Annotated in this window: 26 protein-coding genes; 17 read left to right on the top strand and 9 right to left on the bottom strand. The window is 61.8% G+C overall.

Translation table 11 applies throughout. The features are described from left to right. The first annotated feature begins 48 nt into the window (after nucleotides 1-48). On the top strand, nucleotides 49-1,041 hold the full coding sequence (locus tag ACEOAB_RS24015) for a DUF932 domain-containing protein (protein WP_413747743.1): 993 nt from the start codon (nucleotides 49-51) through the stop codon (nucleotides 1,039-1,041). Between the two features lie 122 nt (nucleotides 1,042-1,163). Beyond that, nucleotides 1,164-1,874 carry a YqaJ viral recombinase family nuclease gene (locus ACEOAB_RS24010; RefSeq protein WP_413747744.1) on the top strand — a complete coding sequence of 237 codons (711 nt, stop codon included), beginning with the start codon at nucleotides 1,164-1,166 and terminating at the stop codon, nucleotides 1,872-1,874. A 12-nt stretch (nucleotides 1,875-1,886) separates the two neighbouring features. Here the strand turns inward: ACEOAB_RS24010 and ACEOAB_RS24005 are convergent, their stop codons facing one another. Beyond that, nucleotides 1,887-2,120 (bottom strand): hypothetical protein, encoded by a 234-nt coding sequence (locus tag ACEOAB_RS24005; protein ID WP_413747745.1) that lies wholly within the window; start codon nucleotides 2,118-2,120, stop codon nucleotides 1,887-1,889. A 202-nt stretch (nucleotides 2,121-2,322) separates the two neighbouring features. Here ACEOAB_RS24005 and ACEOAB_RS24000 point away from each other — a divergent pair, with 202 nt between their 5' ends. From ACEOAB_RS24000 to ACEOAB_RS23970, 7 genes are all read left to right on the top strand, one after another. Further along, the gene (locus ACEOAB_RS24000; protein ID WP_413747746.1) at nucleotides 2,323-2,847 is read left to right on the top strand and encodes a hypothetical protein; all 525 of its coding nucleotides are present in this window, start codon (nucleotides 2,323-2,325) and stop codon (nucleotides 2,845-2,847) included. Next, nucleotides 2,844-2,984: a hypothetical protein gene (locus tag ACEOAB_RS23995; RefSeq protein WP_413747747.1), complete on the top strand. Its 141-nt coding sequence runs from the start codon at nucleotides 2,844-2,846 to the stop codon at nucleotides 2,982-2,984. Before ACEOAB_RS24000 ends, ACEOAB_RS23995 begins: the two co-directional genes overlap by 4 nt. Beyond that, a complete protein-coding gene (locus tag ACEOAB_RS23990) occupies nucleotides 2,981-3,241 on the top strand; it encodes a hypothetical protein (protein WP_413747748.1) in 261 nt (86 codons plus the stop codon). The genes ACEOAB_RS23995 and ACEOAB_RS23990 overlap by 4 nt, the downstream gene beginning before the upstream one ends. Continuing rightward, the gene (locus ACEOAB_RS23985) at nucleotides 3,222-3,482 is read left to right on the top strand and encodes a hypothetical protein (RefSeq protein WP_413747749.1); all 261 of its coding nucleotides are present in this window, start codon (nucleotides 3,222-3,224) and stop codon (nucleotides 3,480-3,482) included. The genes ACEOAB_RS23990 and ACEOAB_RS23985 overlap by 20 nt, the downstream gene beginning before the upstream one ends. A 222-nt stretch (nucleotides 3,483-3,704) precedes the next feature. Next, nucleotides 3,705-4,490 (top strand): DUF7227 family protein, encoded by a 786-nt coding sequence (locus tag ACEOAB_RS23980; protein ID WP_413747750.1) that lies wholly within the window; start codon nucleotides 3,705-3,707, stop codon nucleotides 4,488-4,490. Continuing rightward, nucleotides 4,487-4,714 (top strand): hypothetical protein, encoded by a 228-nt coding sequence (locus tag ACEOAB_RS23975; RefSeq protein ID WP_413747751.1) that lies wholly within the window; start codon nucleotides 4,487-4,489, stop codon nucleotides 4,712-4,714. The genes ACEOAB_RS23980 and ACEOAB_RS23975 overlap by 4 nt, the downstream gene beginning before the upstream one ends. A gap of 146 nt (nucleotides 4,715-4,860) precedes the next feature. After that, a complete protein-coding gene (locus ACEOAB_RS23970) occupies nucleotides 4,861-4,998 on the top strand; it encodes a hypothetical protein (protein WP_413747752.1) in 138 nt (45 codons plus the stop codon). 30 nt (nucleotides 4,999-5,028) lie between these two features. Here the strand turns inward: ACEOAB_RS23970 and ACEOAB_RS23965 are convergent, their stop codons facing one another. Then, a complete protein-coding gene (locus ACEOAB_RS23965; RefSeq protein WP_413747753.1) occupies nucleotides 5,029-5,358 on the bottom strand; it encodes a helix-turn-helix domain-containing protein in 330 nt (109 codons plus the stop codon). Between the two features lie 300 nt (nucleotides 5,359-5,658). Between ACEOAB_RS23965 and ACEOAB_RS23960 the strand changes: the two genes are divergently transcribed. From ACEOAB_RS23960 to ACEOAB_RS23935, 6 genes are all read left to right on the top strand, one after another. Then, the gene (locus ACEOAB_RS23960; RefSeq protein ID WP_413747754.1) at nucleotides 5,659-6,030 is read left to right on the top strand and encodes a hypothetical protein; all 372 of its coding nucleotides are present in this window, start codon (nucleotides 5,659-5,661) and stop codon (nucleotides 6,028-6,030) included. A gap of 29 nt (nucleotides 6,031-6,059) precedes the next feature. Beyond that, nucleotides 6,060-6,470, top strand: a complete 411-nt coding sequence (locus ACEOAB_RS23955) for a hypothetical protein (RefSeq protein ID WP_413747755.1) — start codon at nucleotides 6,060-6,062, stop codon at nucleotides 6,468-6,470. Nucleotides 6,471-6,523: 53 nt separating this feature from the next. After that, on the top strand, nucleotides 6,524-6,730 hold the full coding sequence (locus ACEOAB_RS23950; protein ID WP_413747756.1) for a hypothetical protein: 207 nt from the start codon (nucleotides 6,524-6,526) through the stop codon (nucleotides 6,728-6,730). A gap of 13 nt (nucleotides 6,731-6,743) precedes the next feature. Beyond that, nucleotides 6,744-7,082, top strand: coding sequence for a hypothetical protein (locus tag ACEOAB_RS23945; RefSeq protein ID WP_413747757.1), 339 nt, complete (start codon nucleotides 6,744-6,746; stop codon nucleotides 7,080-7,082). 108 nt (nucleotides 7,083-7,190) lie between these two features. Further along, entirely contained in the window at nucleotides 7,191-8,303 is a 1,113-nt protein-coding gene (locus ACEOAB_RS23940; protein ID WP_413747758.1) for a J domain-containing protein, read from the top strand. Nucleotides 8,304-8,606: 303 nt separating this feature from the next. Beyond that, nucleotides 8,607-9,368, top strand: coding sequence for a MobA/MobL family protein (locus ACEOAB_RS23935; RefSeq protein WP_413747759.1), 762 nt, complete (start codon nucleotides 8,607-8,609; stop codon nucleotides 9,366-9,368). Nucleotides 9,369-9,769: 401 nt separating this feature from the next. On the opposite strand, the gene ACEOAB_RS23930 is transcribed toward ACEOAB_RS23935, so the two are convergent. From ACEOAB_RS23930 to ACEOAB_RS23900, 7 genes are all read right to left on the bottom strand, one after another. After that, a complete protein-coding gene (locus tag ACEOAB_RS23930; protein WP_495653151.1) occupies nucleotides 9,770-11,632 on the bottom strand; it encodes an AAA family ATPase in 1,863 nt (620 codons plus the stop codon). After that, a complete protein-coding gene (locus tag ACEOAB_RS23925) occupies nucleotides 11,629-11,847 on the bottom strand; it encodes a DNA-binding protein (RefSeq protein WP_495653150.1) in 219 nt (72 codons plus the stop codon). The genes ACEOAB_RS23930 and ACEOAB_RS23925 overlap by 4 nt, the downstream gene beginning before the upstream one ends. A gap of 209 nt (nucleotides 11,848-12,056) precedes the next feature. Further along, a complete protein-coding gene (locus ACEOAB_RS23920; protein WP_413747632.1) occupies nucleotides 12,057-13,058 on the bottom strand; it encodes a hypothetical protein in 1,002 nt (333 codons plus the stop codon). Nucleotides 13,059-13,253: 195 nt separating this feature from the next. Beyond that, nucleotides 13,254-14,570: a tyrosine-type recombinase/integrase gene (locus ACEOAB_RS23915; protein WP_413747633.1), complete on the bottom strand. Its 1,317-nt coding sequence runs from the start codon at nucleotides 14,568-14,570 to the stop codon at nucleotides 13,254-13,256. A gap of 367 nt (nucleotides 14,571-14,937) precedes the next feature. Then, nucleotides 14,938-17,028 carry a TonB-dependent siderophore receptor gene (locus tag ACEOAB_RS23910; RefSeq protein ID WP_413747634.1) on the bottom strand — a complete coding sequence of 697 codons (2,091 nt, stop codon included), beginning with the start codon at nucleotides 17,026-17,028 and terminating at the stop codon, nucleotides 14,938-14,940. Between the two features lie 173 nt (nucleotides 17,029-17,201). Further along, nucleotides 17,202-17,969, bottom strand: coding sequence for a coniferyl-alcohol dehydrogenase (locus ACEOAB_RS23905; RefSeq protein WP_413747635.1), 768 nt, complete (start codon nucleotides 17,967-17,969; stop codon nucleotides 17,202-17,204). A 34-nt stretch (nucleotides 17,970-18,003) separates the two neighbouring features. Continuing rightward, nucleotides 18,004-19,479, bottom strand: coding sequence for a benzaldehyde dehydrogenase (locus ACEOAB_RS23900; protein WP_413747636.1), 1,476 nt, complete (start codon nucleotides 19,477-19,479; stop codon nucleotides 18,004-18,006). A gap of 370 nt (nucleotides 19,480-19,849) precedes the next feature. Here ACEOAB_RS23900 and ACEOAB_RS23895 point away from each other — a divergent pair, with 370 nt between their 5' ends. Then, on the top strand, nucleotides 19,850-21,577 hold the full coding sequence (locus ACEOAB_RS23895) for a sigma 54-interacting transcriptional regulator (protein ID WP_413747672.1): 1,728 nt from the start codon (nucleotides 19,850-19,852) through the stop codon (nucleotides 21,575-21,577). Between the two features lie 51 nt (nucleotides 21,578-21,628). Next, the gene (locus ACEOAB_RS23890) at nucleotides 21,629-23,167 is read left to right on the top strand and encodes a lyase family protein (RefSeq protein WP_413747673.1); all 1,539 of its coding nucleotides are present in this window, start codon (nucleotides 21,629-21,631) and stop codon (nucleotides 23,165-23,167) included. Nucleotides 23,168-23,172: the final 5 nt, after the last annotated feature.

The following is a 23,172-nucleotide window of genomic DNA, read 5'->3' as shown; positions in this document are numbered from 1 at the left end:
CGTGCGGGCTTTTCTCTTTCTTCATTCCCCCGCAAAGAACATCTCCCCATGGCACATCTCATCGAAAACATGGCCTACGTCGGCGACACGCCCTGGCACGAACTCGGCCGCCAGCTGCCTGCCAAACAGCCCATCGAAGTCTGGGCCCGCGAAGCGGGTATGGACTGGACCATTAAGGAAACGCCCGTGCGCTTCATGAGTGAAGGTGCTGACGATTCCCTCGAGATCCTCCAGCCGTTTGCCGACCACAAGGTGCTCTACCGCAGCGACACCCATGCTCCGCTGTCGGTCGTCAGCAATCGCTACCAGGTCGTGCAGCCGCGCGAAGTCCTGGAGTTCTACCGCGACCTCACCGAGATCGGTGGCTACGAGATGGAAACCGCCGGTGTTCTCAAGGGCGGACGCAAGGTCTGGGCGCTGGCACGCACGGGCAAGCAAGCCGTTCTCAAGGGCAGCGACACCGTCAACGGCTATTTGCTGCTGGCGACCTCCTGCGACGGCACGCTGGCCACCAGCGTCACCCCGACCACCGTGCGTGTCGTGTGCAACAACACCCTGGCCATCGCGCTGGACAGCACCAGCAACGTCATCCGTGTGCCGCACAGCACCAGCTTCGATGCCGATGCTGTCAAACGTCAGCTCGGCATTGCCATCGGCCAGTGGGACGACTTCATGTACCGAATGAAGATCCTGGCCGGTCGCAAGGTCAAGAGCGACGAGGCTTTGCGGTACATCGAGCGGGTGCTTTACGGACCGGGGGAGGTGAACGGCGCCTCCTCTGCATCCCCAGCGACTGCGGATCCCATCCCGCGCGCCTGGGCGGCCCGTAAGGCCCTCGAGCTGTACGAGGGCAGGGGCCGTGGTGCCGAACTCGCCGCTGCGCGAGGGACGACCTGGGGCCTTTTGAGCGCCATGACCGAATTCGTCGACCACGAGCGCCGGGCCCGCAGCCGCGAGTACCGGCTCGACAGCGCGTGGTTCGGGCAGGGCGCTGCGTTGAAGCAGCGTGCCCTCGCGCACGCGCTGGAGCTTGCTGCGTGAGGCTGTCACTCGACAGCCGATCCCTTTCACTTCCATCCCCTTCACCCAAGCCCCACCTCTGCATCCAGAGGGCGGGGCTTCTTGCTGGGGCGACCGATTTCAACCATTCAAGGAGAGAAACCATGACGAATTCAGAAATGCACAGTTTGCGACGCGCCCCTGCGACCCCCGTGCGCTCGCGTACGCCCGTCTTGCAGTTGGTCCAGACCACCCGCGCGCAGCCGGCGATTCTCGAGCGCTGGCCGAACCTGCGAGAAGCCGGTGTCGGAAACCTCGATGCGGCTGCGGCCGTGGGCCGCGATCCCTTCAAGTCCCAGATCCGGCTCTGGATGGAAAAGACCGAACGCCAGGATCTGCTGCAGCCGGTGCCCAACGTTCCGCCACTGCCCGACAGCGCGGCCTATTGGAATCGGCTGCTCGAACCCATCGTGGCGGCGCACTACACGCTGCGTACCGGACGCCAGGTGCGACGCACCAGCACGTTGATGCGGCATCCGCAGCACCCCTGGATGTTTGCTGGTCCCGGTCGCGAGGTCGTCGGCGCCTGCGACGTCCAGCTTCTGGAGTGCCGGTGCGTGGGTGTGGATGAAGCAGTCCTGTGGGCCGAAGGTCTTCCCGGCTACGTGCAGATCCAGATGCTTCATCAACTGGCCGTCGCGGATGCCAAGGCCATCGATGTCGTGGCCCTGGTTGGCGGCCAGGATTTGCAGATCCACCGCGTCGAGCGGGATGAAGCCGAGATCGCCCGGCTCATCGACGCCGAACGCGAATTCTGGTGCTGCGTGGAGCTCGATCAGGCGCCGCTTGCTCGAGACGGCGAGGCGTTGCCGTGATCTTCGATGGGGTCAGTTGACTCGCCAGAACCGCCACCACCGACGCTGGGTTGCCGCACGCAGTTCCAGCGGGCGCAAATCCAGGGTGTCGTAGTTCGTGAACGATGCGCCGGCACGTCGGCGCATCTCCGTTTCGAATTCGTGCGCGATACCCCGTGCATGCAATTCGCCCTGCAGTGCCTTCTTGCGCCACTCGCTGGCGAGGGCTTCCAGCTCCTCGTCGGACAGCATCTCCTTCGTCGTCATGCGAGGGATTGTGCCGCGTCGCCACCGCCGGAATTTTCCGATCCACCCATCGAGCCCGCCTTGCGCGGGCTTTTTTACGTCTGTCTCATGCCCAACACCACTTCTCTCACAAGGATCTGCGCAGACCTTGCGTCCATCCCCTCATCTCACCGGCCCTGCGCTGCCGTTGCCGCGCCTCGCGGGTTTCCCTGGAGCCACTGACATGGGAAGCATCGTCTACCGCGCCACCAAGGATCAGGCCGTCCATGACGAGCTGCAGAACGTCGGGGCCTTCGCCTTGGTGCTCGCCCATCGCGCAATCGGCAACCGGCTGTGGTTCCTGGCGCAAAACCGCTCAGGTGAACACGCCGGACGGATCTGGATCGGCCTGACCCTCATCGACTGCAGGAATGGCCAAGCGGCCGTCAAGAACATGGACGAGAGCTGCGGCCCGTACTACTTCGACTGTCCGTTGGCGTTCCTGGATCGCGCCGATCCTCCGATCGGGCCTTACGCGGGCCCATGGCGGGAGAAGGTGCGCGAGTTCCACGCGAACCGGGCGGCCAAACGAGCCGCCATCCGCCCAGGCCTGCGCGTCTCGTACGGCGATCACACCTACGTGCTGCGCCGCTGCCTTGGCCGCCGCGGGTGGGACGTCGCGCGCGAAAGCGATGGGCTCATCTTCCGCCTGAAATCCCGACAACTTGGCGACGCGACGGTGTTGCCATCACCAGAGAGGCATCCATGACAACCAGTTTCCAGCGGCACCCCACAGTGCCGCCCCGTACCCGGGATCCCTTCACCCAGGGCAAGTTCAAGTGGTCGGCCGACTTCGACGTTCCCCCGGTCGGCGAAGGCGTGATCAAGAGTGGGGAGGCCGCATGAGAGGCGTACTGTCCACACCCCGCACGGTGCTGGTGTTCAGTATCGAGCTCGCGGTCTTCGACGAGGAAGCGCTGGGTCGCGCCGCCAAGGTACGCGCACGCGAAGATGGCCTGAGCGACGAGGCGTGGACGTCGATGCGCTCAGGCATGTCCGACGACTTGGTCATGCTGCTCGATCCGGGCCTCATGGCCGATGCGGGCTTCGAGATCTTGCAGTCAACGTGCGAGGTGAGCGCGCATGCCATCGACCAACGTTGAATTCGTCACTGAGTTGATGACGTTCAGCGACCATGGCGCGCTCATCCAGGCGTTCGTGATGCAGGCGCTGCAGCGGTACGCCACACGGGTGGCTGCAATGGATCCAGAAGCCCTGGACACGCCGATGGTCAGCGGCCGTGCCTGGCATGGCTGCGCCGTGGAAGTGCGGGACAAGTTGGCCAGAAGGCTTGGCCACGACGACGAAGACCGACCGACTACTGCGCCCACGCAAGGGCGTTGACCTTCGACGGCAGCTGGCTTGCCGCAGCTGCACACACAAAGAGATGGCGAGAGAGGGGCGGCCCGCGCCCCGATCAGTTCTCCCAATCCGCCTTTTTCCCCGCGCACGCATCCACCACGCCCCGGCCTCACTGGCCTGGAGCGTGGTGGATGCGCGCGTGTGGGGCTGGCACTTCATGGCGTTGCCGTCCACGGCTGCGCTCACAACATAGAGGATTCAACTTTGTCCATTCCGATCATGGCGCGGGCACGAGCTTGCCCGTACCCCCACCGGCCGCCTCCAAAGCGTCCGAATCACGCGCCCGGAACGCCTGCCGAGCAGGACGTCTGCACCTATCACCTGGTGCGCGTCAGCCGCAACCGCAAGACCGGTCCGATGCCGGTGACGACCACGAGCGCGAACTCGTGCCCACCTGGCTGCAGCTTCAAAGGCAACGGCTGTTATGCCGAAGGCGGTCCGTTGGCCGTCCATTGGCGCAGCGTGTCCGAGGGACGACGAGGCCACAGCTTCGACGAACTGCTCCAGGAAATCGCCACGTTGCGGCGCCATGCCCTGTGGCGCCACAACCAGGCGGGGGACCTGACGCCCGAAGCACCCGGCGTCATCGACAGCCGCAAGCTCACGAGGCTGGCCATGGCGAATCGGGGGCGTCGCGGATTCACCTACACCCACTATCCGCCAACGCCAGGCAACCAGGCGGCGATCCTCAACGCGAACCGGCTCGGCTTCACCGTCAACCTGAGTGCCGAGACCTTGGCGCAGGCTGACGCGTATGCGGGTCTTGGCATTGCGCCCGTGGTGGTCGTGCTCCCGCAGGGCGTTACCCGCTCCATCCGTACGCCGGCGGGGCGTCAGGTGATCGTCTGCCCCGCCAGCACCGGCAATTCCGATTGCCTGAACTGCGGCATCTGCCAGCAGCGCGACCGTGCATCGATTGTGGGGTTTCCGGCCCACGGGACAGGCGCGAAGCGCGTGCAGGCGATTTTCTTCGAGGGGAAGTCCTCATGAGAAGACTTCCGAATGAGGCTACCGCGCCGGGCACGAGCAACCCGAACGAGGTGGTGTTCGACGAGGCATTTCTTCAGCGGGTGGATCGCGTGATGCTGCAGCGCAAGCAAACCGATCCGTTCCGATGGGAAGCAGTGTGGCGGGCCACCGAAGAGGAGGCGCGGCTCAGGCACCTGCAGTTGCCGGATGAGGGCCAAGACCCTGTTCGAGGCAATCCGCGATGAACGGGCCTCCCGCCGGGACTCGGGGCGCTTTCCCATCTATCTCTGCCCCGAGGGCACAAACCCCGGCGCCCTTCAAGGGGCCGGGGTTTGTTTCTTGGGAAGGTGGAGACCTGACCGATCAACCATGAAAAAGAAAGAACATCACCATGAATATCTGCTACGGGCCCATCGATTACCTGACGGCCTTCGCATTCGTGCTCGCGGCGGGAATCCTCTGCGGCTTCGGGCTGGGGTGGCATTTCCGCGAGCACTTCCGTTGGCGCTTGTCGCGCGCGTATCGCTGAGATCAGGTGGCCCCGCCCGAATGAAACCGATTACTGAACTTGCGAGAGCTTGCTCGCACATTCGACGAGCGACTTTCGTTGCTTCAGGTTCAGCTGCCCAAACCACAAGATGAGCTTGGCCAAGTCGTCATCCGGAGCATAGAAATATGCGACCGGCACGTTGAGCTCAGAGGCCAATCGCTGAGCGAACGCCATGTTGGGCTCGTGAATTCCGCTCTCGTAGCGCGAGATGCGTGCGCTCGCGGTGCCTTCGTCCAACCCTGCCTTTACCCCTAGCTGGTCCTGCGGCAAGCCGGCGGCGATCCTCGCCATGCGAAGGCGTATTCCAAAAACGGAACGAGCAGGACTGAGAGATGGCACCTTACGATATTCGTAACAAGATGCGGTCTCGTCTCTACGTTTAACGTAGAATTTTTCGCACTAATACCCCGAGGAAATGCAGTCAATCACCACCACGATCCTGCCCCGCGTTTGCTGGCCACCCCGTTGGTCAGGCACAGAGGGGGAATCGGCACGGTTCTCTTGATCCTGAGGAGGCTCCACACGCTTTTGGCCACGACACAGACAACTAAGAGGAGCGGCTCGCGCAGAACCGGAAAGACCGGCCCTCAAGCCGCTCAAGAGCTTCGAAGAGAAGCATCCAATTTTTGGAACTCACCAATGAATATTCACTTCACCAAGAACAACCAAACCCGCTTCGTCAAGCACGGCTTCTCGTGGCAACTGAGTCTTTTCGGCCCCATCGCCTTCCTGATGCGCGGCCAGTGGCCCCTGGCGCTGCTGTGCTCGGTCTTCCTGGTTGTCGGCGTTTTCCTGGTCGCCGCCTTCCTGATCCTCGTGTTCGATGCGCCGGACGGGATGGTCGATCTGCTGAGCGTCGGCATTCCCTGCGCGCTGGTGGGCCACTTCGGCAATCGCATCTCGGCACGCAGCTATATCAAGAACGGCTGGGTGCCTGTCGCGGATTTCCCGGCCGACTGGAATATCCCGCAGTTGATCGCGCCGAAGACCAGCGGCACCACGTCGACCTGAGCATCCTCTTTCTTCTTTCGAGACCACCCATGAAAACCTCACTCGGCGCCGTCTTCGCAGTGCTCATCGCCATCGTCTTGACGCCCTTGGCTCTCGCCAAGGGCGGCGATCCGCTCATCAACCCCGATGCCGTGAAGCACCAGATCGACCGCTCGGCCATGGAAATCCAGATCCAGGGCTGGAGCCGCGACCTCAAGTACCCGGTCTATCCGATCCAGGTACAGGCCGGCGGCAGCGGCGTGTACTACACGACCACCGAGCGCGTGAAGACCTACAAGGAGTTCGACTTTGACGAACTGCGCTGCGAGATCGGGGATGCCGACCGCGCTGTGCTGAAGACACCCGGCTACGCCTGCGCCGACGGCGTGTGCATGACCAAGGAGGGCGCCGTGCTCGGCACCGATCCGCGACGGCCGGTGAACAAGAAGCATCGCTGCTGACGAACGGTCCCGTCAAAACCCCATCCCCTTCACCTTTTCATTCCATCTCGACAATGACTCTCAAAGCAAAGCTGATCGCAGGTTACGGCGCCATGGGCGCCCTTGTTCTTCTCTACCAGTGGATCTTCGTATCGGGTGCAAGCTTCGGCGTAGCGCTCGGCAAGGGATTGGTCTGGCCGGCCGTGATCTTCCCTGCACTGGGCGGATTCATCGGCGCCATCCTCCTGGTCGCCATCCTTGTGGCCATCTATCTCGCTTGAGATGAGGCCCGGCATGCTGTCGCGCTCCCTGCGCCTACCTGGCCTCGTCGTTGCGTTTGCACTTGGGTCTGTGGGGCTGGCGGCCTGCTCCGGCGACGAAAGCCGCATCTATGACGCCTACAAGTGCGGCAACGTCGCGCAGATCCTTGGACGCCATGCGCAGGCGGCCGCCGCCGTCATGAAAGTCAAACCGCTTCTGGATCAGAAGACGGGTAACCCTGGCCAGTACATGATGGGTTTGAGGGACAAGTTGACCGACGACATGGCGCTGTACAAGCTCAGCCCTCGAGGCCAGGCGGAAAAGATCAACGACATCTACGAGTCTGGCACCTGCCAGAAGCTCTACCAATAGCCACAGCCGGCCACGCGTGACCTTCGGGCCGCGCGTGGCCGGTATGCCTTCTTTTTTGGATGCCTGTCGGGCATCTATCAAGCAATCGGCCTTTGCCTATTCCAAGTCATGAACTACTACGACGTGCTGGGCGTGCGTCCCAGCGCCTCCCTACAGGAAATCGAGCTCGCCTACCGTAGCCGGCGCACCCAGTACCACCCTGACAAGTACGCCAATGCCGATGCCGACACGGTGAAATGGGCGACCCACAAGATGCAGGAGGTCAATGTCGCATATGCGGCGCTGTCAGATCCCGACAAGCGAAAGGTCTTCGATTCGAGTCCCCCGGCAGATGGCGAACCGAAACCGCCACGCGCGAATCAAGAACGACCGACTCGCATGAGCTTGCAAGAGCTTCTCCGCCTGCGGCTGGCTCCGTATGCCGGTTTCTCGCGCATCTACTTCGCTCCCCGCATCCCGGTCAAGAAGATCAGTGCGGCTCGCGGCAACTACGCCGCCGACATCAAGGAGACAGACGTTGTCGCACTCATCGACACCACGGTGTTCGGCGGGGCCAAGGAAGGCATTGTCCTGACCGAGGAAGGTATGCGGATCAAGGAGCTGATGTCGGCACCTATCGACTGGCCGTGGCCCGATATCCGTTCTCTGGACATTCGGGGGACGGCCATCTGGGTCAACGGTCGTCAGGTCGCCGACTGCCCCATGGTCGACAAGCCGGAAGTGGAGCGGCTCTTCACCGCCGTCCGAGAGTTTCTGAGCGAGGCAGGTCCGAGCGGTTCGAGTGCAGCCAGCAGCGTTTCGCGCGCGGCGGCTTCCGAAGCACCGTGGACAGACCCGGAACTGAGCCAAGAGGTCTACCTGGCGGCGAAGCAGCGTCTCGTCGAGCTGTCTGATCTGTTGGAGCCCGTTGAGCGGGAGGTGGGAGAGCAGTGGCTGGACCGGCAAGCACTCGCGAAGCTCTTTGAACTGTCTCGTGACGCGCTGGGCGATCCCAAGAAGGCGAGGCTGGCCTATCGGTGGGTGCTGGAGGTCGGGCAACTGTGCGAAGCGGCGGTCACTTCCTTGAACCAGGGAGGGAAGTCGATCGATCCGGATCTGTTTCAGGGAAGCTGGGACGAGCCCGTTGCGATCCGGGACCTCCGATTGATGCTGAAGAACCTTTTCTCGACGATCCACGAGGAGCGCGAGAAGGAACGAGCGGATCGGTTCTTTGAAAGATAGGTCGCCGGCAGCGTAAGGAAACAGCGAACACATGTTGACCCAGAGTCGCCGATGTAGCGGGCTTGTGCCCGCTTAGATGAGGCGGGCAGATAGATGCTTTCAGAATGGGCTTGATGGGCCGGCCTCGTCGGCATCACCACAGCTCGGAATTCATAGTCGCTCGCTAGTTCTGTAGCAGTAGGTTGTTGGGGTTCGTGCATTTTTAAATCACTTATCGCTATGAATTGAGACGACGAACTCTTGCAATGGTGAATGAACCTAAAGGTGGGGGCGAACTATTGCTTCAAGAAGGTGAGTGAGAGCATGTTCACTTACCCTTTCTCGTCGTCTCTTAATTCTAACGAGGAAGGACGAGCGAAGATGGCGATATTTCGACTGGAAGTGAAATCTCACGGTAAAGGCAAAGCGGAGCGGCATTCGCGCTACATCAATCGAATTGGTGCAAAGGCAGCAAAGGATCTCGTCGCCCGTGGTCATGGGAATTTGCCGTCATTTGCAAACGATGAGCCCAGTGCATTTTGGGTGGCAGCCGATAGCTTCGAAAGGGTAAATGGGGCGGCAGCTAGAGAATATATTGTCTCTTTGCCTAAAGAACTTTCTGACGAGCAAAATACCTCTCTCACCCGTGAAATTGCTCAATTATTAGCTCCTAATCTTCCTTACGAATTCGCCCTCCATAGACCGAGAGGCGCCATCTCTGGAGAAGATCATCCTCATGCCCATATTTCAACTTCGGATCGAGCGCTTGATGGAATTGAGCGGCCGCCGGAACAATACTTTAGTCGAGCGCATCCAACGCGACCAGAAGCCGGTGGGGCACGAAAAATCAGCGGAGGAAAACCCCCCGGACAATTGTCAGCCGAACTCCAACGGAAAAAAATGATGGTAGCCGGGCTGATCAATGCGGCACTCACTCGAAATGGCCTGCACGAGCAAGTAGACCACCGCAGCAATGAGGAACGAGGGATCAAAAAAGTGCCTGAGCGTCGACTTCATCCAGCCGCTGTTCGCCAACTCGGGGTAGAGGAACTGGCGCTTATTCGGCAAAGGCGTCGCCAAATGTGAGCGCGGGGGGACATTCGACTTCGGGGGGAATATTCACCGCTGGAGTATTTTCTTGGCGGGCTTTGGAAATATTCACCTTCGAAACGGCGTGTGCGTTTGATCATCGTAGCCGTCGGGATCGACGTCTTCAACCGATGCTCTGTGCACAACTGGGGTAGGCGTGCATCCGGACCCGGACGATGGCCAATTGGATGCTTGGCGCGAACTGCCCGTTGCAACCGCCATCCCAACGGCACCTTTGCAAGGATGCTGGTAGGGAGGGGTTGCTAGGGCTCTCGATGATCGCGTGTGCTTCTCATGAGGCTGTAGGGTGGGTGCCGCGACGCCCGCCACCGCCGTCTTCGCACACAATTCAAGCAAACCACGGGAGTCACTGCCGCCGGGGATCTATTTCCACGCTTTCAAAAGCATGCCATCAAGGCGTCTCGATAGCGTGTCTCATTCCCGATCGATGCGCAGTAGTGATCCAGGACTTCATCGATTACTTGAGCAATCAGTTCGTCACGATCTTCGGCTGCAGCCAGATGCTCGTTGGTCAGGAACTTCTTGCACTCCTGCAGGCAACAGTCATAGACGGCCATGTCAAGAGATTCGTAAAGCGTCGCCTTGGACGGCGCCTGCGAACTCAGTCGGGACGTCGGGTCGGCCAGCGCGTCGGTCTGGTGACCCTCGGAGCCCGGGCCGTAAACTGGGGTCACTTTGATTACCGTCTGGGTCAAATCGGGCTCACCGGCGGCAACTGGACGGCTGTAGACCACAGGGCCTGCGGCGCTTGTTACACCGTACTTGGCTTCCCCCTGCGAATAGACTGGATGCGGCTCAACCGGCTCAACCGGCTCAACCGGCTCAACCGGCTCAACCGGCTCAACCGGCTCAACCGGCTCAACCGGCTCAACCGGCTCAACCGGCTCAACCGGCTCAACCGGCTCAACCGGCTCAACCGGCTCAACCGACTCAACCGACTCAACCGACTCAACCGACTCAACCGACTCAACCGACTCAACACCGCCGCGATGACTATCCGCGAAACGCGAGGGAAATTGCGCAATCGTGTTCTGTCCCGAAGGGCGCGTGAAACTCGCTCGACGCGACTCAAAGCTGGAAGCAGGAAATCCTGCTCCGGGCGCGTGCGTCGAACCGAACTGCGGCGCGGGAACCGAATTCAGCGTCCAGAAATGAGGGCTAGCCTTGCCAGCATCTCGTTGTTTTTCAGAACGAATCCCCATTGTTGCCTTGGCTCTCTTGAGTGTCGCTGCGGAGATGCCGGCTGCGAGTGCCTGATCGTGAACGAGGGACGCTGGCTGCGGTCCACCAGCCAGCATGTGGCTGAGGAAGTCCTCCGCCAATTCCAGGGCACTCATAGCTTCGGGTTGGTCACCGCTTTCCGCTCGCTTCAGAATGTCTCTGGGAGATCCGTGGAGCGGGGTGCTGTTCCAGTGGATTCGTGATGAACTGATTTTTCCCGAACTGACTTGTAAATCAAAGGGTTGAATTTCGTATTCAAACCCACCATCGTCTCGGCCAATGTTGGATTTGGCTCTGACAAGAACGCAGCGACTAGGGGCCTCGTCTGCCGATTCAGTATTTACCTTAGAGGTCACCATGACCACGCGTGCCACGGCGCCGTAGGCGAGGCTACCGTTGATTCGTTCGAGCGGCTCCTTTCCTTTCGAGCTCTTATTCACATGGGTGATCCCCAGGATCGCACAGCGATGCTTTTCTGCCAAGTCATTCAATGGTTCGAGTGCACGTCGCACATCGGCATTTTTATTCGAATCACCGGGGACTGCTTGAACAATGGAGTCGATGATGATCAATGCCACGCTGCCAATTTGGGAAATCTCCATGCTCAGACGTGGAATGTCACTGGAGAAACTAAATGGGCGGGGCCGGCCGTTTTCAATGGTGCCGTTGACGATATGCACGTTGTCCATGTTGGCCCCTGCAGCAATCAACCGAGGAACGAGCGTGTCCGACATGTCATCCTCGCATGACCAGATGATGACGTTGCCCTTTTCGGCGTGAGAATTGTCTGGCCAACGCTGTCCTGTGATGCCTCCATTCGAGATAGTCGCGGCCAGGCGCATGGCAATAGTGGTCTTTCCTGTGCCTGGAGGGCCTGCGAGGAGATGAATTTTCCCCTTGGCTATCCATCCGTGCCAGATCCATTCCACTGCTCTCGGCATGACAGATGACGCGCGTCGCAAGTCGACGCTGTTCAGCCGTTGATGCATGCCATTGTTTGCTGATACCTGCCAGATCATTTTTGAGCCCCAGAGGTTAGTTGCTCAATGGCATCTACAGGCCAGCGGAGCCGGCCGTTGGGAAGCTTTTCTGGGCACAAGCCGAAGTACGAGCCAGTCTGCGAGTAGCGCTTTCGGATGGACTGCGCTTCCATCGACAGCTCGATGGCGAGTTCCTCCGTCGTGAGGCGAGGCGGGCGATGGCTTTGCATCGTTCCAAGGAGATTGTTCTTCATAGGTTCCCAAGGTGATTACGAAACGTGGTTTCGCGCTGCGGAGGACCGATGCCAGAGCTTTGCCAATCGGCTTCGCTCGTCGTGGCTCAACGCAGATCGCTTGGATGAAGTATCAAAAAAAGACCACTACGCCGTCACTAGCGCGGGTGCGGATGGGCGCAAATAGGCGCGAATAGGCGCGAATAGGATTAAGAAAAAGTACGCCCCCTTCAAGAGGCCTGTTTGGCGGAGGTCGATGGATTTTTGGAGCGGCGAAGTTTGCTTCGTTCGTTGCTGAATTGCTTGCCGAGCAACTTCTTGGTGAAGTAACGGGTGAAGCCTTGAGCATCCGAATATTTGATCCCCTTTCCCTCCACGAAGGCTCCCATCCCCTGCGGGCGAGGTCCTTTTATTTCGTCCGCCATCTCCTTCAATTTGTCCCAAACATCACCCACATTGTCTCGATTGTCAGCCTCGGCTCTGGCTTGATCAATGCATTTGCGAAGTTTGTGATCTCCTGGATTTGGAGTTCGATGAATTGTGGAGGTAGGTTGAGCCAGTAGTACCGATTTTTCAGATGAATCTCTTTTTGAGGGCGTCACTCTTTCTTTTGAATCGATTTCCCCTGCAATGAGAGATGTGGCTAAAGAGGCCTCAATGGCTGATGCCTGTGCAGAGGACGATTTCGCACTGATGGAGTGCGGGATTCCGATTTCATCGAGAAATCCAACAAGCTCGTTACGGTCAAAAACAATTTGTTTAATTCGATCGCTATCTTCTAGGTTTTTAAACATTCCTTCGTAGAGTGGGATGCCGTGGCGCGGATATTTATCGTATCGGCCAGCCCGAAATTTTTCTAGGCACCGCGCAAAGTATTCGCTCATATAGACAAGTATGCGAAGTCCCTCGTGTCGGGCTGAGTCGCTGATTTTGGGACGCCCCGTTTCTCTCCAGTCAAACCATTTTGGCCCGTGAGGCGCGGCATTATGAAGATACTGATCAAGCACCGGCGCGGCTTCAGAGTGTTGATAGGCGGATTGAAATAGATCATTGATCGCGCTTAGCTTGAGTTTATGTAAGGCCGCCTGAAAATCCTCGGTCTGATTTTTGTATCGCCCGCCTTCTTGGAGAAATGGAATTCGGGAGAGGGGGAGGATTTTTTCCCAATCTTCGGGAATTGGAACTTGTTTGGAGACAGAGTCCAAAACTTCCCGCAACGAAACATATTCCACCGAATCCTCCTGAGTGTGGTGAACAACTAGCAGCGTTGTTATCAATCTGCGATCACAGTCTTGCCTTGCGATTTTGCTGGCTTCGCCTCAAATGCAATGCCTGTCTGCTCAGGCATCCAAGCCTCGATCTTGTCATGCCACATGCACAGCAGATTGATCACACGCCCTAAGTAGCTCACGCGGCTCGCGTGGTCATCAGTGCGATGTGTCGGCAGCCTTCTCCGACTGTTCGTCGAATTTGAACTCGATGCCGGCCTGTTCCAGCACCCATGCCTCGATGCGCTCATGGTGGATGCGCAGCAGGTCTAGGGGGCGCACGGTGTAGTGTTTCTCGGCGGTGGCGCTCGGCTTGTGGCCCATGATCTGCGCCACCACGCCGGCCGGAATCTCAAGCCATTCGGTCAGCGACTTGAATGAGCGACGCAGGCCGTGCGGTGTTAGGCCCTCGATTTTTGCCACAGCGCACGCTGCCTGCATGCCCGCGCGGGGATCGGAGATTCGGCCGTCCTTTGCTGTCGCGCTGGCAAACACATAGGGGTTCTCGCTTAAGCGGGGCAGGGAGGCGATCAACTCGGCAACGTGGGGTGTGAGCGGAATCTTGCGTTCGCCTTCGACCTTGTCGCGGATTGTGAGTGACTTCCAGCGGGTATCAACATCCTTCCACGTCAGATCAAGCACCTCGGTGCGGCGTGCGCCGGTCAGAAGCAGCATCTGCAGGTAGGCGGACATGACCGGGTTTGAGAGAGAGCGCACGGCATCGAACCAAGCCGCCAACTGCTCCTTGAGCAGCACATCGCTCTTCGCGGATGCCTTGCCCAAAGCCTCGCGCGTGCGGCGCGTCTTGGCCGGGTTCACCGGCTGCACTTGCCCCTTGTAGTCGTCTTGCTCCGCGCACCAGTTCAGGAACGCCTTGAAGCAGCGCAGTGCAAGCCGCGCCGATGACGGCCGGGTCTTGGCCTCTTTGGCAGCCCAGGCCTCGACGACAGACGCAGTGACATCTGTGAGGCGCAGACTCATCAGGGAATGCAGAGGGCCGGGGATCGTGACGCCTCGGCCGCGAGTGCCGCGCGTGGCTTTTTCACCTCCGCCTTTGGCGAGTCGCAGGTGGTCGTCGTGGTGGCGCACGCCCCATAACGGCCGGCGATCTTCGAGATAGAGTTTCCAAACCTCCCCAACCGTCAATTCGGCCGCCTTGGCTGCTGCCCGTGTAGCCGTGTCCTCGGCTTGGCGTTCTGCCTTCACGAGTCGCGGATCACGGCCTTGATCGATGTCGCGCTGCATCTCTCGGGCGCGCTCCCGGGCGTGCGAGATCGACCAATCAGCCACCGCCCCAATGGTGATTCGGGGAGACTTTCCTTGGAACTCCCGCTGGAAAATGTAGCTGGGTGCGCCCCGTGGCGTGGCGCGGACGCCAAGGCCGGTGACACCGGCATCCCAGATGAAGGCCTGTGCCTTGTCGGCAGGGCAGGCGAATGCTGCAAGCCGGCCAGTCGTAAAGTTGATTCTCGCCATCGTGCCCCCGCTTCTTACATCCATCGTGGATGTACTGGCGGATGTAAGGAAAAAATAGAAATGTCGATCGATTCTAATCAACACCGCGTGCGAGACGGGCACGGATTTCAGAGAGGAAATGCGTTGACTTCTACTGGGGAGAGCAACTTAGATCAACATCGATCAACCTAAAAATCTTCCGACTCATAATCCGTTGGTCGATGGTTCAAGCCCATCACGGCCTACCACCCAATGCGCCGCAGCGGGGTCATTTCCCGCCGGCAAGGTACTCGCCACCGCCTCGGCAAGTTGCCCACCCCCTCGACGGCCCTGCGCAGCAAGTCTTGCCAGCAAGGCCGAGCGATCAGCAGGGGTCTCGCGCGACCCTTCAGAGGTCCAGCTTCAGGCTGGCCACGACGCTGCGTTTCGCGCCTGGAATCACATACAGATTGCCCCAGGAGGCGGTATAGAAATTCCTGTTGAAGAGGTTGTGCACGTCGATCGAGACGCGGGCGGTCTTGTTGATCTGCCAGAAGCTCACCAGCTTGACGGTGGTGTAGGCCGGCAAGGCATAGGTGTCGGCGCTGTTGCCTGAACGATTGCCCACGTAGTTGATGCCGGCACCGACCCCATAGCGGCTGCCGTCGGCCAGTGCATCTTCACGGATGGCGAACAGGCCGGCGCTCGTCTTGGGGATGTTCGTGATGCGGGTGCCGACCGCAAGCGTGGCGTCCTTCGAGACCCGGGCATCGACGTAGGCGAAATTTCCGCTCATTCTCCAGTTCTTGTCGATCTGCCCGTAGACGTCCGCCTCGAAGCCGCTGCTCTTGACTTCGCCGGCCGCGACGGAGAAGCCGGGCGTGTCGCTTGCTGTCAGTACGTTCGTCTTCTTGATGTCAAACACCGCCAGGTTGGCACCCAGGCGCTGGTCGCGCGTCTGCAACTTCAAGCCGGCCTCAAGCGCGGTGGAATATTGCGGATCGAACGCCCGGCCGTTCTTGTCGGTACCGCTGTTGCCGCGAAACGACTTGCCGGCAGAGACGTACCACGAGCTCCAGTCGTTCGGCAGATAGGTCAGGCCGGCGCGCGGCGAAACGGCATCGTGCTGCTGAGCGCTGTTGCGGTTTGCGACGCGGTCCTCGATGCGCTGCCTGTACTGGTCGTAGCGGGCACCCACCAGCAGCTTCCATTGCGGCGAAAGGCTGATCTGGTCTTGCAGGAAAACCGCATTCGCGCGCTGATGCTCGTCCGAGCTGGAGGTCGGCGACGTGATCGGCGGCTGGGGCCTGCCATAGACAGGTTGGTAGATGTCGATCGGATAATTTCCCGAGCGAAGGATTTCGGTGTTCATCCAGAGCCCGGACGCTTCCATTCCGATCAGCAGCGTGTGGGCCAGAGGGCCGGTCGTGAACTTTCCTTCCAGTTCCGCCTGAAAAGAGGCATCACGCGACGGCAACTGGCGCCAGGTCGCGCGGCGGTTGAGGGTCCGGTTGTCGCCGGCCAGGGAAGTCGCTTCGGTGTAGTTGCCGGAGAAAGTACTTTCCTTGTAGCTGGCGCCTATGCGGGCACGCCAGTTTTGCGACAGTTCGCGTTCAAGCGTGAGTTGATGCGTATTGCTGGTGAGCGTCATGTTGCCGTCGCCGGGTTCATTGAGCACCCGATCGCGCGGCAGGGTCCCGAGCACGCCGCGAACGTTGATCAGCCCGCGGTCCAGCGGCGTTTTCGAACGCAGGAATTCGGACTCGTAGTTGAGGAGCGTCTTGTCGTCGATCACCCAGGTCAGTGCCGGCGCCACCAGGGTGCGCCTGTTGCTCAACAGGTCGCTGCGGCTGTCGCCTTCTTCCACCGCCAGATTCAGCCGATAGGCCACGTTCCGGCTCAGCGCGCCGGTGCTGTCCAGCGTGCTGCGGCGCAGGCCTTGGGTGCCGATACTGAAGTCGGCCGTGTTGCGACGCGTGAACTCCGGCTTTTTCGTGACGATGTTGATGGTGCCACCCGGCTCGCTGCTGCCATAGACGGCCGAAGCCGGGCCTTTCAGGAATTCGAAGCGCTCGACGGTGGCAGTGTCACGCGGCGGGTTGTAGCCGCGCGATCCGGGAAAACCGTTGACCAGAAACCCCATCTCGGTACTGCTGAACCCGCGAATGCCGAAGTTGTCCCAGGTTCCGCCGAAATCATTGAGGCGCGTGATCCCGCTGACAAAACCTACGGTGTCGGCCAGGCGCGTCGCACCCATGTCTTCCATCAACTGGCTCGAGACGATGCGTACCGATTGCGGCACCTCGCGCAGCGGCGTGCTGGTGCGCGTGGCGCCGCTGCTGCTCGTGGGGTTGTAGCCGCCGGATTCCGGGTCCGCAACAACGTGCACTTCGGGCAGCGAGTTGCTCGCGGGGGCGACTGGTATGTTGCTGACGTCTTGTGCCGCTGCGAGCGAGGCGATGGAGGCGAGGGGGAGCAAGGCGAAGGCGATACGTGACATTCAGGACTTTGTGGCGCGATAGAGATGTTGAGAATAAATCTCATTCTCTATTCTAAAAGGTGCGCATTGGACGATTTCGACTGCGCAGCTCGCACGCTGCGCATCGCCCACCTCAAGTCACGCCGCCAGCCGGCCGCCACGTCGAGCATGGCGGCGGCGTGGGTCATCGCGGCTCAGATGTATGTCGATGCCAGACCGCCGTCGACCGGGATGTTGGCGCCGCTGATCCAGCGCGCCTGGTCGCTGCACAGCCACGCGATCACCGGCGCGATCTCGTCGGCGAAGCCGGGGCGCAGCATGCGGTGCGCATCGGCCTGCACCCGCTCCTGGCCGAGCATGCTCACGAAGTCGCCCAGGATCGGCGTGAACACCGGGCCCGGCGCGACGCAGTTCATGCGCACGCCGTGCTCGAGAAGCCATTTTTGCGACTGCGTGGCGCTCCAGACGATCAGTGCTTCCTTGAAGTACTGGTAGCAGGTCTCCTGCGGCACGGGGTGGTCGCGCAGCCAATGGGCGCCGGCCTCGAAGCCCTGCGCGGCGGCCAGGGCCTTGTGTGGCGCCAGGCGCTGCGGCCATTCGGCGCCGAGGATGGAGGCCACGTTGACGATGGAACCGCCACGCGGGATGCGCGGCAGCGCCTGCTCGGTCAGATGGCGCAGGCCCAGGTAGTTGACGTCGGCGACCAGCTTCACGGGCGCCGTGCCGGGCACGCCGGCGATGTTGCACAGCGCGTCGAAGCGCTCGGGCAATTGCGCCACGGCTGCATCGATGGCGGCGACGGAACTCAGGTCGGCCTTGACGAAGCCGTCGAGCGTGAGGCTGGGGTCGTTGCGGTCCATGCCGATGACGCGAGCGCCGGCAAAGCGCGCGATGCGCACCACCTCGGCACCGATGCCCGACGACACGCCGGTGACGACGATGGTTTTTCCTTCAAGCTGCATGAAATGTCTCCTTTGTGGGTTCGGTCGCTGGCACTCAGAACGGATAGGCGTGCGCCGCCTGCTTGATGGTCAGCCACTGCCACTGGGTGTATTCCTCCCAGTCGGCCGGACCACCCACGCTGCTGCCGTTGCCGGCGATGCCGGGGCCGCCGAAGGGGTTGACGCACTCGTCGTTGACGGTTTGGTCGTTGATGTGGACCATGCCGGAGTTCAACTGCGCGGCCATCGCCATGGCACGTCCGATCGAGGGCGAGATCACCGCCGAGGCCAGGCTGCCCTGGTGGTTGTTGGCCAGGGCCACGGCCTCGTCGTCGGTCTTGAAGGTGATGATGTTGGCGACGGGGCCGAACACTTCCTCGTCGTACACGCGCATGCCGGCCTTCACGCCCGCCAGCACCGTGGGTTTGTAGAACAGGCCGTCGCTGCTGCCGCCGGCCAGCAACTGCGCGCCGGCCGCGATGCTGTCCTGCACGATGGCGTGCACGCGGTCGCGCTGCTTGGCGTCGATCAGCGGCCCCAGGGCCACCTGGCCGCTGGCGCCGTCGCCCACCGGGAGGTGCTGGGCTTTCGCGACCAGCCGCTCTGTCAAGGCGGCGGCGATGCTCTCGTGCACGATGATGCGATTGGTCGCCATGCAGATCTGCCCCTGGTGCAGGTACGCGCCCCAGGCGGCGTTGCTGGCCGCGATGTCGAGATCGGCGTCTGCCAGCACGATCAGCGAGTTGGCGCCGCCCAGCTCCAGCGTCACCTTCTTCAGGTGGCGCCCCGCCAGCTCGCCGATGCGCCGGCCCACCGCGGGCGAGCCGGTGAAGGCGATCATCGGCACGCGCGCGTCGGTCACCAGCGCTTCACCGGCGGCGGCGTCGCCGGGCAGCACCTGCAGCAGGCCGGGGGGCAGGCCCGCCTCTTCGAACACGCGGGCGATCATGAAGCCGCCGCTCACCGGTGTGCGCGAGTCGGGCTTGATCACCACGCCGTTGCCCGCCGCAAGAGCCGGCGCCACGGTTCGAAGGGTGAGGATGAGCGGAAAGTTGAAGGGCGAGATCACGCCCACCACACCCCGCGGCACGCGCCGCGCCAGGCTGGTGATGCCGCTCGCACTCGGCAGGATCTGGCCCTGCGCCTGCAGCGGCATGGCCGCCGCCAGGTGGCACAGGGTGATGGCCTCGCGCACCTCGTGCTGTCCCTTGGGCAGGATGGCGCCGGTCTCCCGGGCGACGTAAAGCGCCATCTCGTCGAAGTGCTGCTGGAACAGGGCCGCGGCCCGCTGGAACACCGCGGCCTTCTCGCGCGGCGCAACCTGCGCCCAGCTTTTCTGCGCTTGCGCCGCGGCGGCCGTGGCCAGCCCCATGTCCTGCGCATCGGCGATGCTGACGGTCGCCATCACCTGGCCCGTGGCCGGTTCGACGACGTCGCGCACACCGCCTGCGGACGCGACCCATGCGCCGTTGAACATCTTGCCGGCCCAGGCTGCCGGGTCCAGGAACGCCGGCTTTTGCGAAACATCCATGACTCACCCCTTGCGAAAAAGTTGATCGGGTGGCCGCGGGCGGAAATGCCCGCAGCAACCGCCTTCTTTTCGCAACGGGCGTACCAGCGGCGCCGCGGCGGGGCGGCCCGCCCCCGCCGAGCGACGGTGTTTTCATTGGAGGACTAGGGGAATTCCCGAGGCTGCACTGGTTATTTGGAATAACTGGTTTACCCTGATCTGCCGTTTCATCAAATGATCAAAAATCGGCCGCTCGTTTCACCAAACGATGAGCTGAAAATTGACCAAAACCGCCAACTCGCCGTTCCCGGAGCGGATCTCACTGGCCGACGTGGCACGCGCCACCGGCGCCGCGCTGGGCCGTTTCGACGGCGCCGAAGCGACGCGTGCAATGAGCCGCTTCGAGGCCTCGCACGTGGGCAGCGAAGAGCATCCGACGATTGCCGACATCAGCGAATGCCTGTTCTTTTCGCCCGGTGACGGCCGCATCTGGCTGCAGGATCAGCGCATGGTGCTTCTGCACACCGAGGCACTGGGGTCTCTGCGGCGCGAGCTCATCGACAGCCTGGGCCAGGAGAGCGCCCGCGGCCTCTTCACGCGCGCGGGTTACGTCAGCGGCGCGCGCGATGCGCAGCTGGTGCGCAAGCATTGGCCCGACGCCGAGCCAGCTGCGGCCGCCATGGCCGGCACCCGCCTGCATGCCCTGGAAGGCTTGGTGAAAGTCGAGCTGGTGCACGTGCGCTATGACCCCGAGACCTCGGACTACGAGGGTGAATTCATCTGGCACCACTCGATCGAAGACGACGAGCACATCGCGGCCTACGGCATCGGCGGCTCGCCGGCCTGCTGGATGCAGGTGGGCTATGCCACCGGCTACGTCAGCACGCTGTTCGGGCGGCTGGTGGTGTTCCGCGAAGTCGCCTGCCGCTCGATGGGCGAGAGCCAATGCCGCGTGATCGGCAAATCGGCCGAGCGCTGGGACGATGTGGAAGAAGACATGCGCTACCTGCGCGCGCGCGACTTCGTCGGCGCATCCCAGTACGGCGGCGTGGGCGGCATGGGCGGCGCGGAGCCGCGGGCCGCCGCGCTGCCCACGCCGCCGCGCAAGAATGACGCGATGGTGGGCGCATCGTCGGCTTTCAACGCGGCCTGCCACCTGCTGCATCGCGTCGCGCCAACCACGGCCACCGTGCTTTTCACCGGCGAGTCCGGCGTCGGCAAGGAAAAGTTCGCCAGCATGCTGCACAGCATCGGTCCGCGGCGCGACAAGCCCTTCGTCGCGGTGAACTGCGCGGCCATTCCAGAGACGCTGATCGAGTCCGAGCTGTTCGGCGTGGAGCGCGGCGCCTACACCGGTGCCGGTGCGGCGCGGCCGGGACGCTTCGAGCGCGCCCACGGCGGCACGCTGTTCCTGGACGAGATCGGCACGCTGAGCTACGCGGCCCAGGGCAAGCTGCTGCGCACGCTGCAGGAAGGCGAAGTCGAGCGCGTGGGTGGTACGCGCAGCATCCAGGTCGACACGCGCGTCGTCGCGGCCACCAACGTCGATCTGCGCCAGGCTGTGCGCGAGGGCAAGTTTCGCGACGACCTGTTCTTCCGGCTCAACGTCTTTCCCATTCACCTGCCGCCGCTGCGCGAGCGGCGCGACGACGTGCCGCTCCTGATGAGCCATTTCCTTCAGCACTACGGCCGCAAGCACGGCCGCAAGGTCACCGGCTTCACGCAAGCTGCCGTCAAGGCGCTTCTGAACTACGACTACCCCGGGAACATCCGCGAACTGCAGAACCTGATCGAGCGCGCCGTGATCGTCGCTCCCGAGGGCGCCCTGCTCGAAGTTCACCACCTTTTCACGAGCGGCGAGACGCTGGACAAGAGCGTGCTGTCGGTACGGCCGGATGGGCACCTGGCGGGCGCAGCCGGCGTCCTGTTGCCGCAGTCCGAGCCCACAGGCCAAGCCGTGGCGGATCGCATCGGCTCCAGCTCATTGGGACAAGTGGAGGAGACGCTGATACGCCGTGCGCTGGAACAATGCGGAGGAAACCTCTCTGCGGCGGCGCGCGTGCTGGGTGTCACGCGTCCCCAACTGGCCTACCGTGCGCGCAAACATGGATGCCGATGATTGCTCATGCAGAGCCCTATCAGCCCGATGGACGCGCGCGTGTTTTCACGTATGCCCTCGCGACAACCTCAACTATCGGAGACAAGCTTGAAACTCTCCATCTGCACCCTCGCGGCAGCCCTGTCGCTTTCTTTCACCGCACTGCAAGTTCATGCTCAGGCCAAGCCAGCGCGTGACGAGTTTTTCTGGCTCGGGGAGATCAACAAAGCCACCGCGGTCATCAACATCGACGAAGGTTTGCTGGATCGGTCCATGGGGCCGCTGGTCTACTCCGGCATCACCAAGGTGTTGGTCGATGGGGGCAAGCCGGGGGGCAAGCGCCCAACGAACGTCATTACTTTCGAGCCATTGCTGATTGACGCCGCAGGCCCTCAGATCACTCTGCTGCACGCCGGCCGCTCGAGCCAGGACATGCTGGCGACGTTGCGCTCGGCCATCTTGCGAGACGACATGCTGGCGTTGGCCGAGCAGCTGAACAAGACGATCGGCACCCTGGTGAAGTTGGCGGACAAACACAAGGACACCATCGTTCCCAACTACACCAACGGCGTGGCCGCCCAGCCCAATAGTTATGGCCACTATCTATTGGGAATTGCGGCGGGCCTGGACCGCGACGCACAACGGATCCGCGAGGCCTATGTTCGGATCGACCGCTCGTCCATGGGTACCACGGTGCTCAACGGCACCAGTTGGCCGCTGAACCGCAAACGCATGGCGGATTACCTGGGCTTTGCAGCCACGGTAGACAACGCCTATGACGCATCTCAGGTCTCATCCGTAGACGAGCCCGTCGAAGCAGGTGCCATCGTCAGCGCCATCGCCCTGCATGCCGGCATGTTCGTTGAAGACGTCATGGCGCAATACTCCCAGGCTCGTCCTTGGATCTTGCTGCGCGAGGGAGGCGAGAACACCTATGTGTCCAGCGCCATGCCACAAAAGCGCAATCCGGGCCTGCTCAACAGCACTCGCCGCGATGCATCGACTACTTTGACGCTTGGCATCGGGGCAGCGCTTCTGGCACACAATATTCCGACAGGCATGAGCGATGCGAAGGACTCCAGGCCTACCAGCGCGATGATTCGCAGCGCTATCGGCGTGCTTGGCAACTGGGACAAGATCCTTGGTGCGCTGGTTGTCGATCCGGAGCGGGCACTGGAAGAGCTCAACAGCGATTGGACCGCCTCCCAGGAACTCGCCGACGTTCTGATGCGCAGGTACAAACTGCCTTTCCGTGTCGGGCACCACTTCGCTTCAGAAGTGGTGGAGTACGCCAAAGCCAAGAACATCAAGCCACTCGACTTCCCCTATGTGGAAGCACAACGCATCTATGCCGAAACGGTGAAAGGCGAGTTTGCAACTGCGCTGCCGATGCCAGAGGCGGAGTTTCGCTCGTCGCTCGACCCCGCCGCTATCGTCAAGAACCGCCAGACGGCTGGTGGTCCGCAGCTGAAGGAGATGGACCGGATGTTGAGGGAATCGACGAAGCGCGTTGCCGAGCAGGAGGCTTGGATCAACGCGCGCAGGGCGGATGTCTCGGTCGCATTGGGACGGCTCGATTCGGCATTTGAAAAGCTGGGGGTAGGCCGCTAATTCCG

The organism is Variovorax sp. Varisp53 (genome assembly GCF_059491555.1).
The sequence above is the reverse complement of the archived record's forward strand: the minus strand, read 5'-3'. Positions and strand labels throughout refer to the sequence as shown.

Bases quoted from the DNA above. Each gene is read 5' to 3' on its own strand.
- ACEOAB_RS23895 (WP_413747672.1), top strand. From the start codon at position 19,850: ATGAGCCGCTTCGAGGCCTCGCACGTGGGCAGCGAAGAGCATCCGACG.
- ACEOAB_RS23900 (WP_413747636.1), bottom strand. From the start codon at position 19,479: ATGGATGTTTCGCAAAAGCCGGCGTTCCTGGACCCGGCAGCCTGGGCC.
- ACEOAB_RS23955 (WP_413747755.1), top strand. From the start codon at position 6,060: ATGAAAACCTCACTCGGCGCCGTCTTCGCAGTGCTCATCGCCATCGTC.
- ACEOAB_RS23970 (WP_413747752.1), top strand. From the start codon at position 4,861: ATGAATATCTGCTACGGGCCCATCGATTACCTGACGGCCTTCGCATTC.
- ACEOAB_RS23935 (WP_413747759.1), top strand. From the start codon at position 8,607: ATGTTCACTTACCCTTTCTCGTCGTCTCTTAATTCTAACGAGGAAGGA.
- ACEOAB_RS23910 (WP_413747634.1), bottom strand. From the start codon at position 17,028: ATGTCACGTATCGCCTTCGCCTTGCTCCCCCTCGCCTCCATCGCCTCG.
- ACEOAB_RS23945 (WP_413747757.1), top strand. From the start codon at position 6,744: ATGCTGTCGCGCTCCCTGCGCCTACCTGGCCTCGTCGTTGCGTTTGCA.
- ACEOAB_RS23915 (WP_413747633.1), bottom strand. From the start codon at position 14,570: ATGGCGAGAATCAACTTTACGACTGGCCGGCTTGCAGCATTCGCCTGC.
- ACEOAB_RS23995 (WP_413747747.1), top strand. From the start codon at position 2,844: ATGACAACCAGTTTCCAGCGGCACCCCACAGTGCCGCCCCGTACCCGG.
- ACEOAB_RS23925 (WP_495653150.1), bottom strand. From the start codon at position 11,847: ATGAAGAACAATCTCCTTGGAACGATGCAAAGCCATCGCCCGCCTCGC.
- ACEOAB_RS23985 (WP_413747749.1), top strand. From the start codon at position 3,222: ATGCCATCGACCAACGTTGAATTCGTCACTGAGTTGATGACGTTCAGC.
- ACEOAB_RS23975 (WP_413747751.1), top strand. From the start codon at position 4,487: ATGAGAAGACTTCCGAATGAGGCTACCGCGCCGGGCACGAGCAACCCG.
- ACEOAB_RS23940 (WP_413747758.1), top strand. From the start codon at position 7,191: ATGAACTACTACGACGTGCTGGGCGTGCGTCCCAGCGCCTCCCTACAG.
- ACEOAB_RS24015 (WP_413747743.1), top strand. From the start codon at position 49: ATGGCACATCTCATCGAAAACATGGCCTACGTCGGCGACACGCCCTGG.
- ACEOAB_RS23950 (WP_413747756.1), top strand. From the start codon at position 6,524: ATGACTCTCAAAGCAAAGCTGATCGCAGGTTACGGCGCCATGGGCGCC.
- ACEOAB_RS24005 (WP_413747745.1), bottom strand. From the start codon at position 2,120: ATGACGACGAAGGAGATGCTGTCCGACGAGGAGCTGGAAGCCCTCGCC.
- ACEOAB_RS24000 (WP_413747746.1), top strand. From the start codon at position 2,323: ATGGGAAGCATCGTCTACCGCGCCACCAAGGATCAGGCCGTCCATGAC.
- ACEOAB_RS23990 (WP_413747748.1), top strand. From the start codon at position 2,981: ATGAGAGGCGTACTGTCCACACCCCGCACGGTGCTGGTGTTCAGTATC.
- ACEOAB_RS23890 (WP_413747673.1), top strand. From the start codon at position 21,629: ATGCCCTCGCGACAACCTCAACTATCGGAGACAAGCTTGAAACTCTCC.
- ACEOAB_RS24010 (WP_413747744.1), top strand. From the start codon at position 1,164: ATGACGAATTCAGAAATGCACAGTTTGCGACGCGCCCCTGCGACCCCC.
- ACEOAB_RS23960 (WP_413747754.1), top strand. From the start codon at position 5,659: ATGAATATTCACTTCACCAAGAACAACCAAACCCGCTTCGTCAAGCAC.
- ACEOAB_RS23905 (WP_413747635.1), bottom strand. From the start codon at position 17,969: ATGCAGCTTGAAGGAAAAACCATCGTCGTCACCGGCGTGTCGTCGGGC.
- ACEOAB_RS23930 (WP_495653151.1), bottom strand. From the start codon at position 11,632: ATGATCTGGCAGGTATCAGCAAACAATGGCATGCATCAACGGCTGAAC.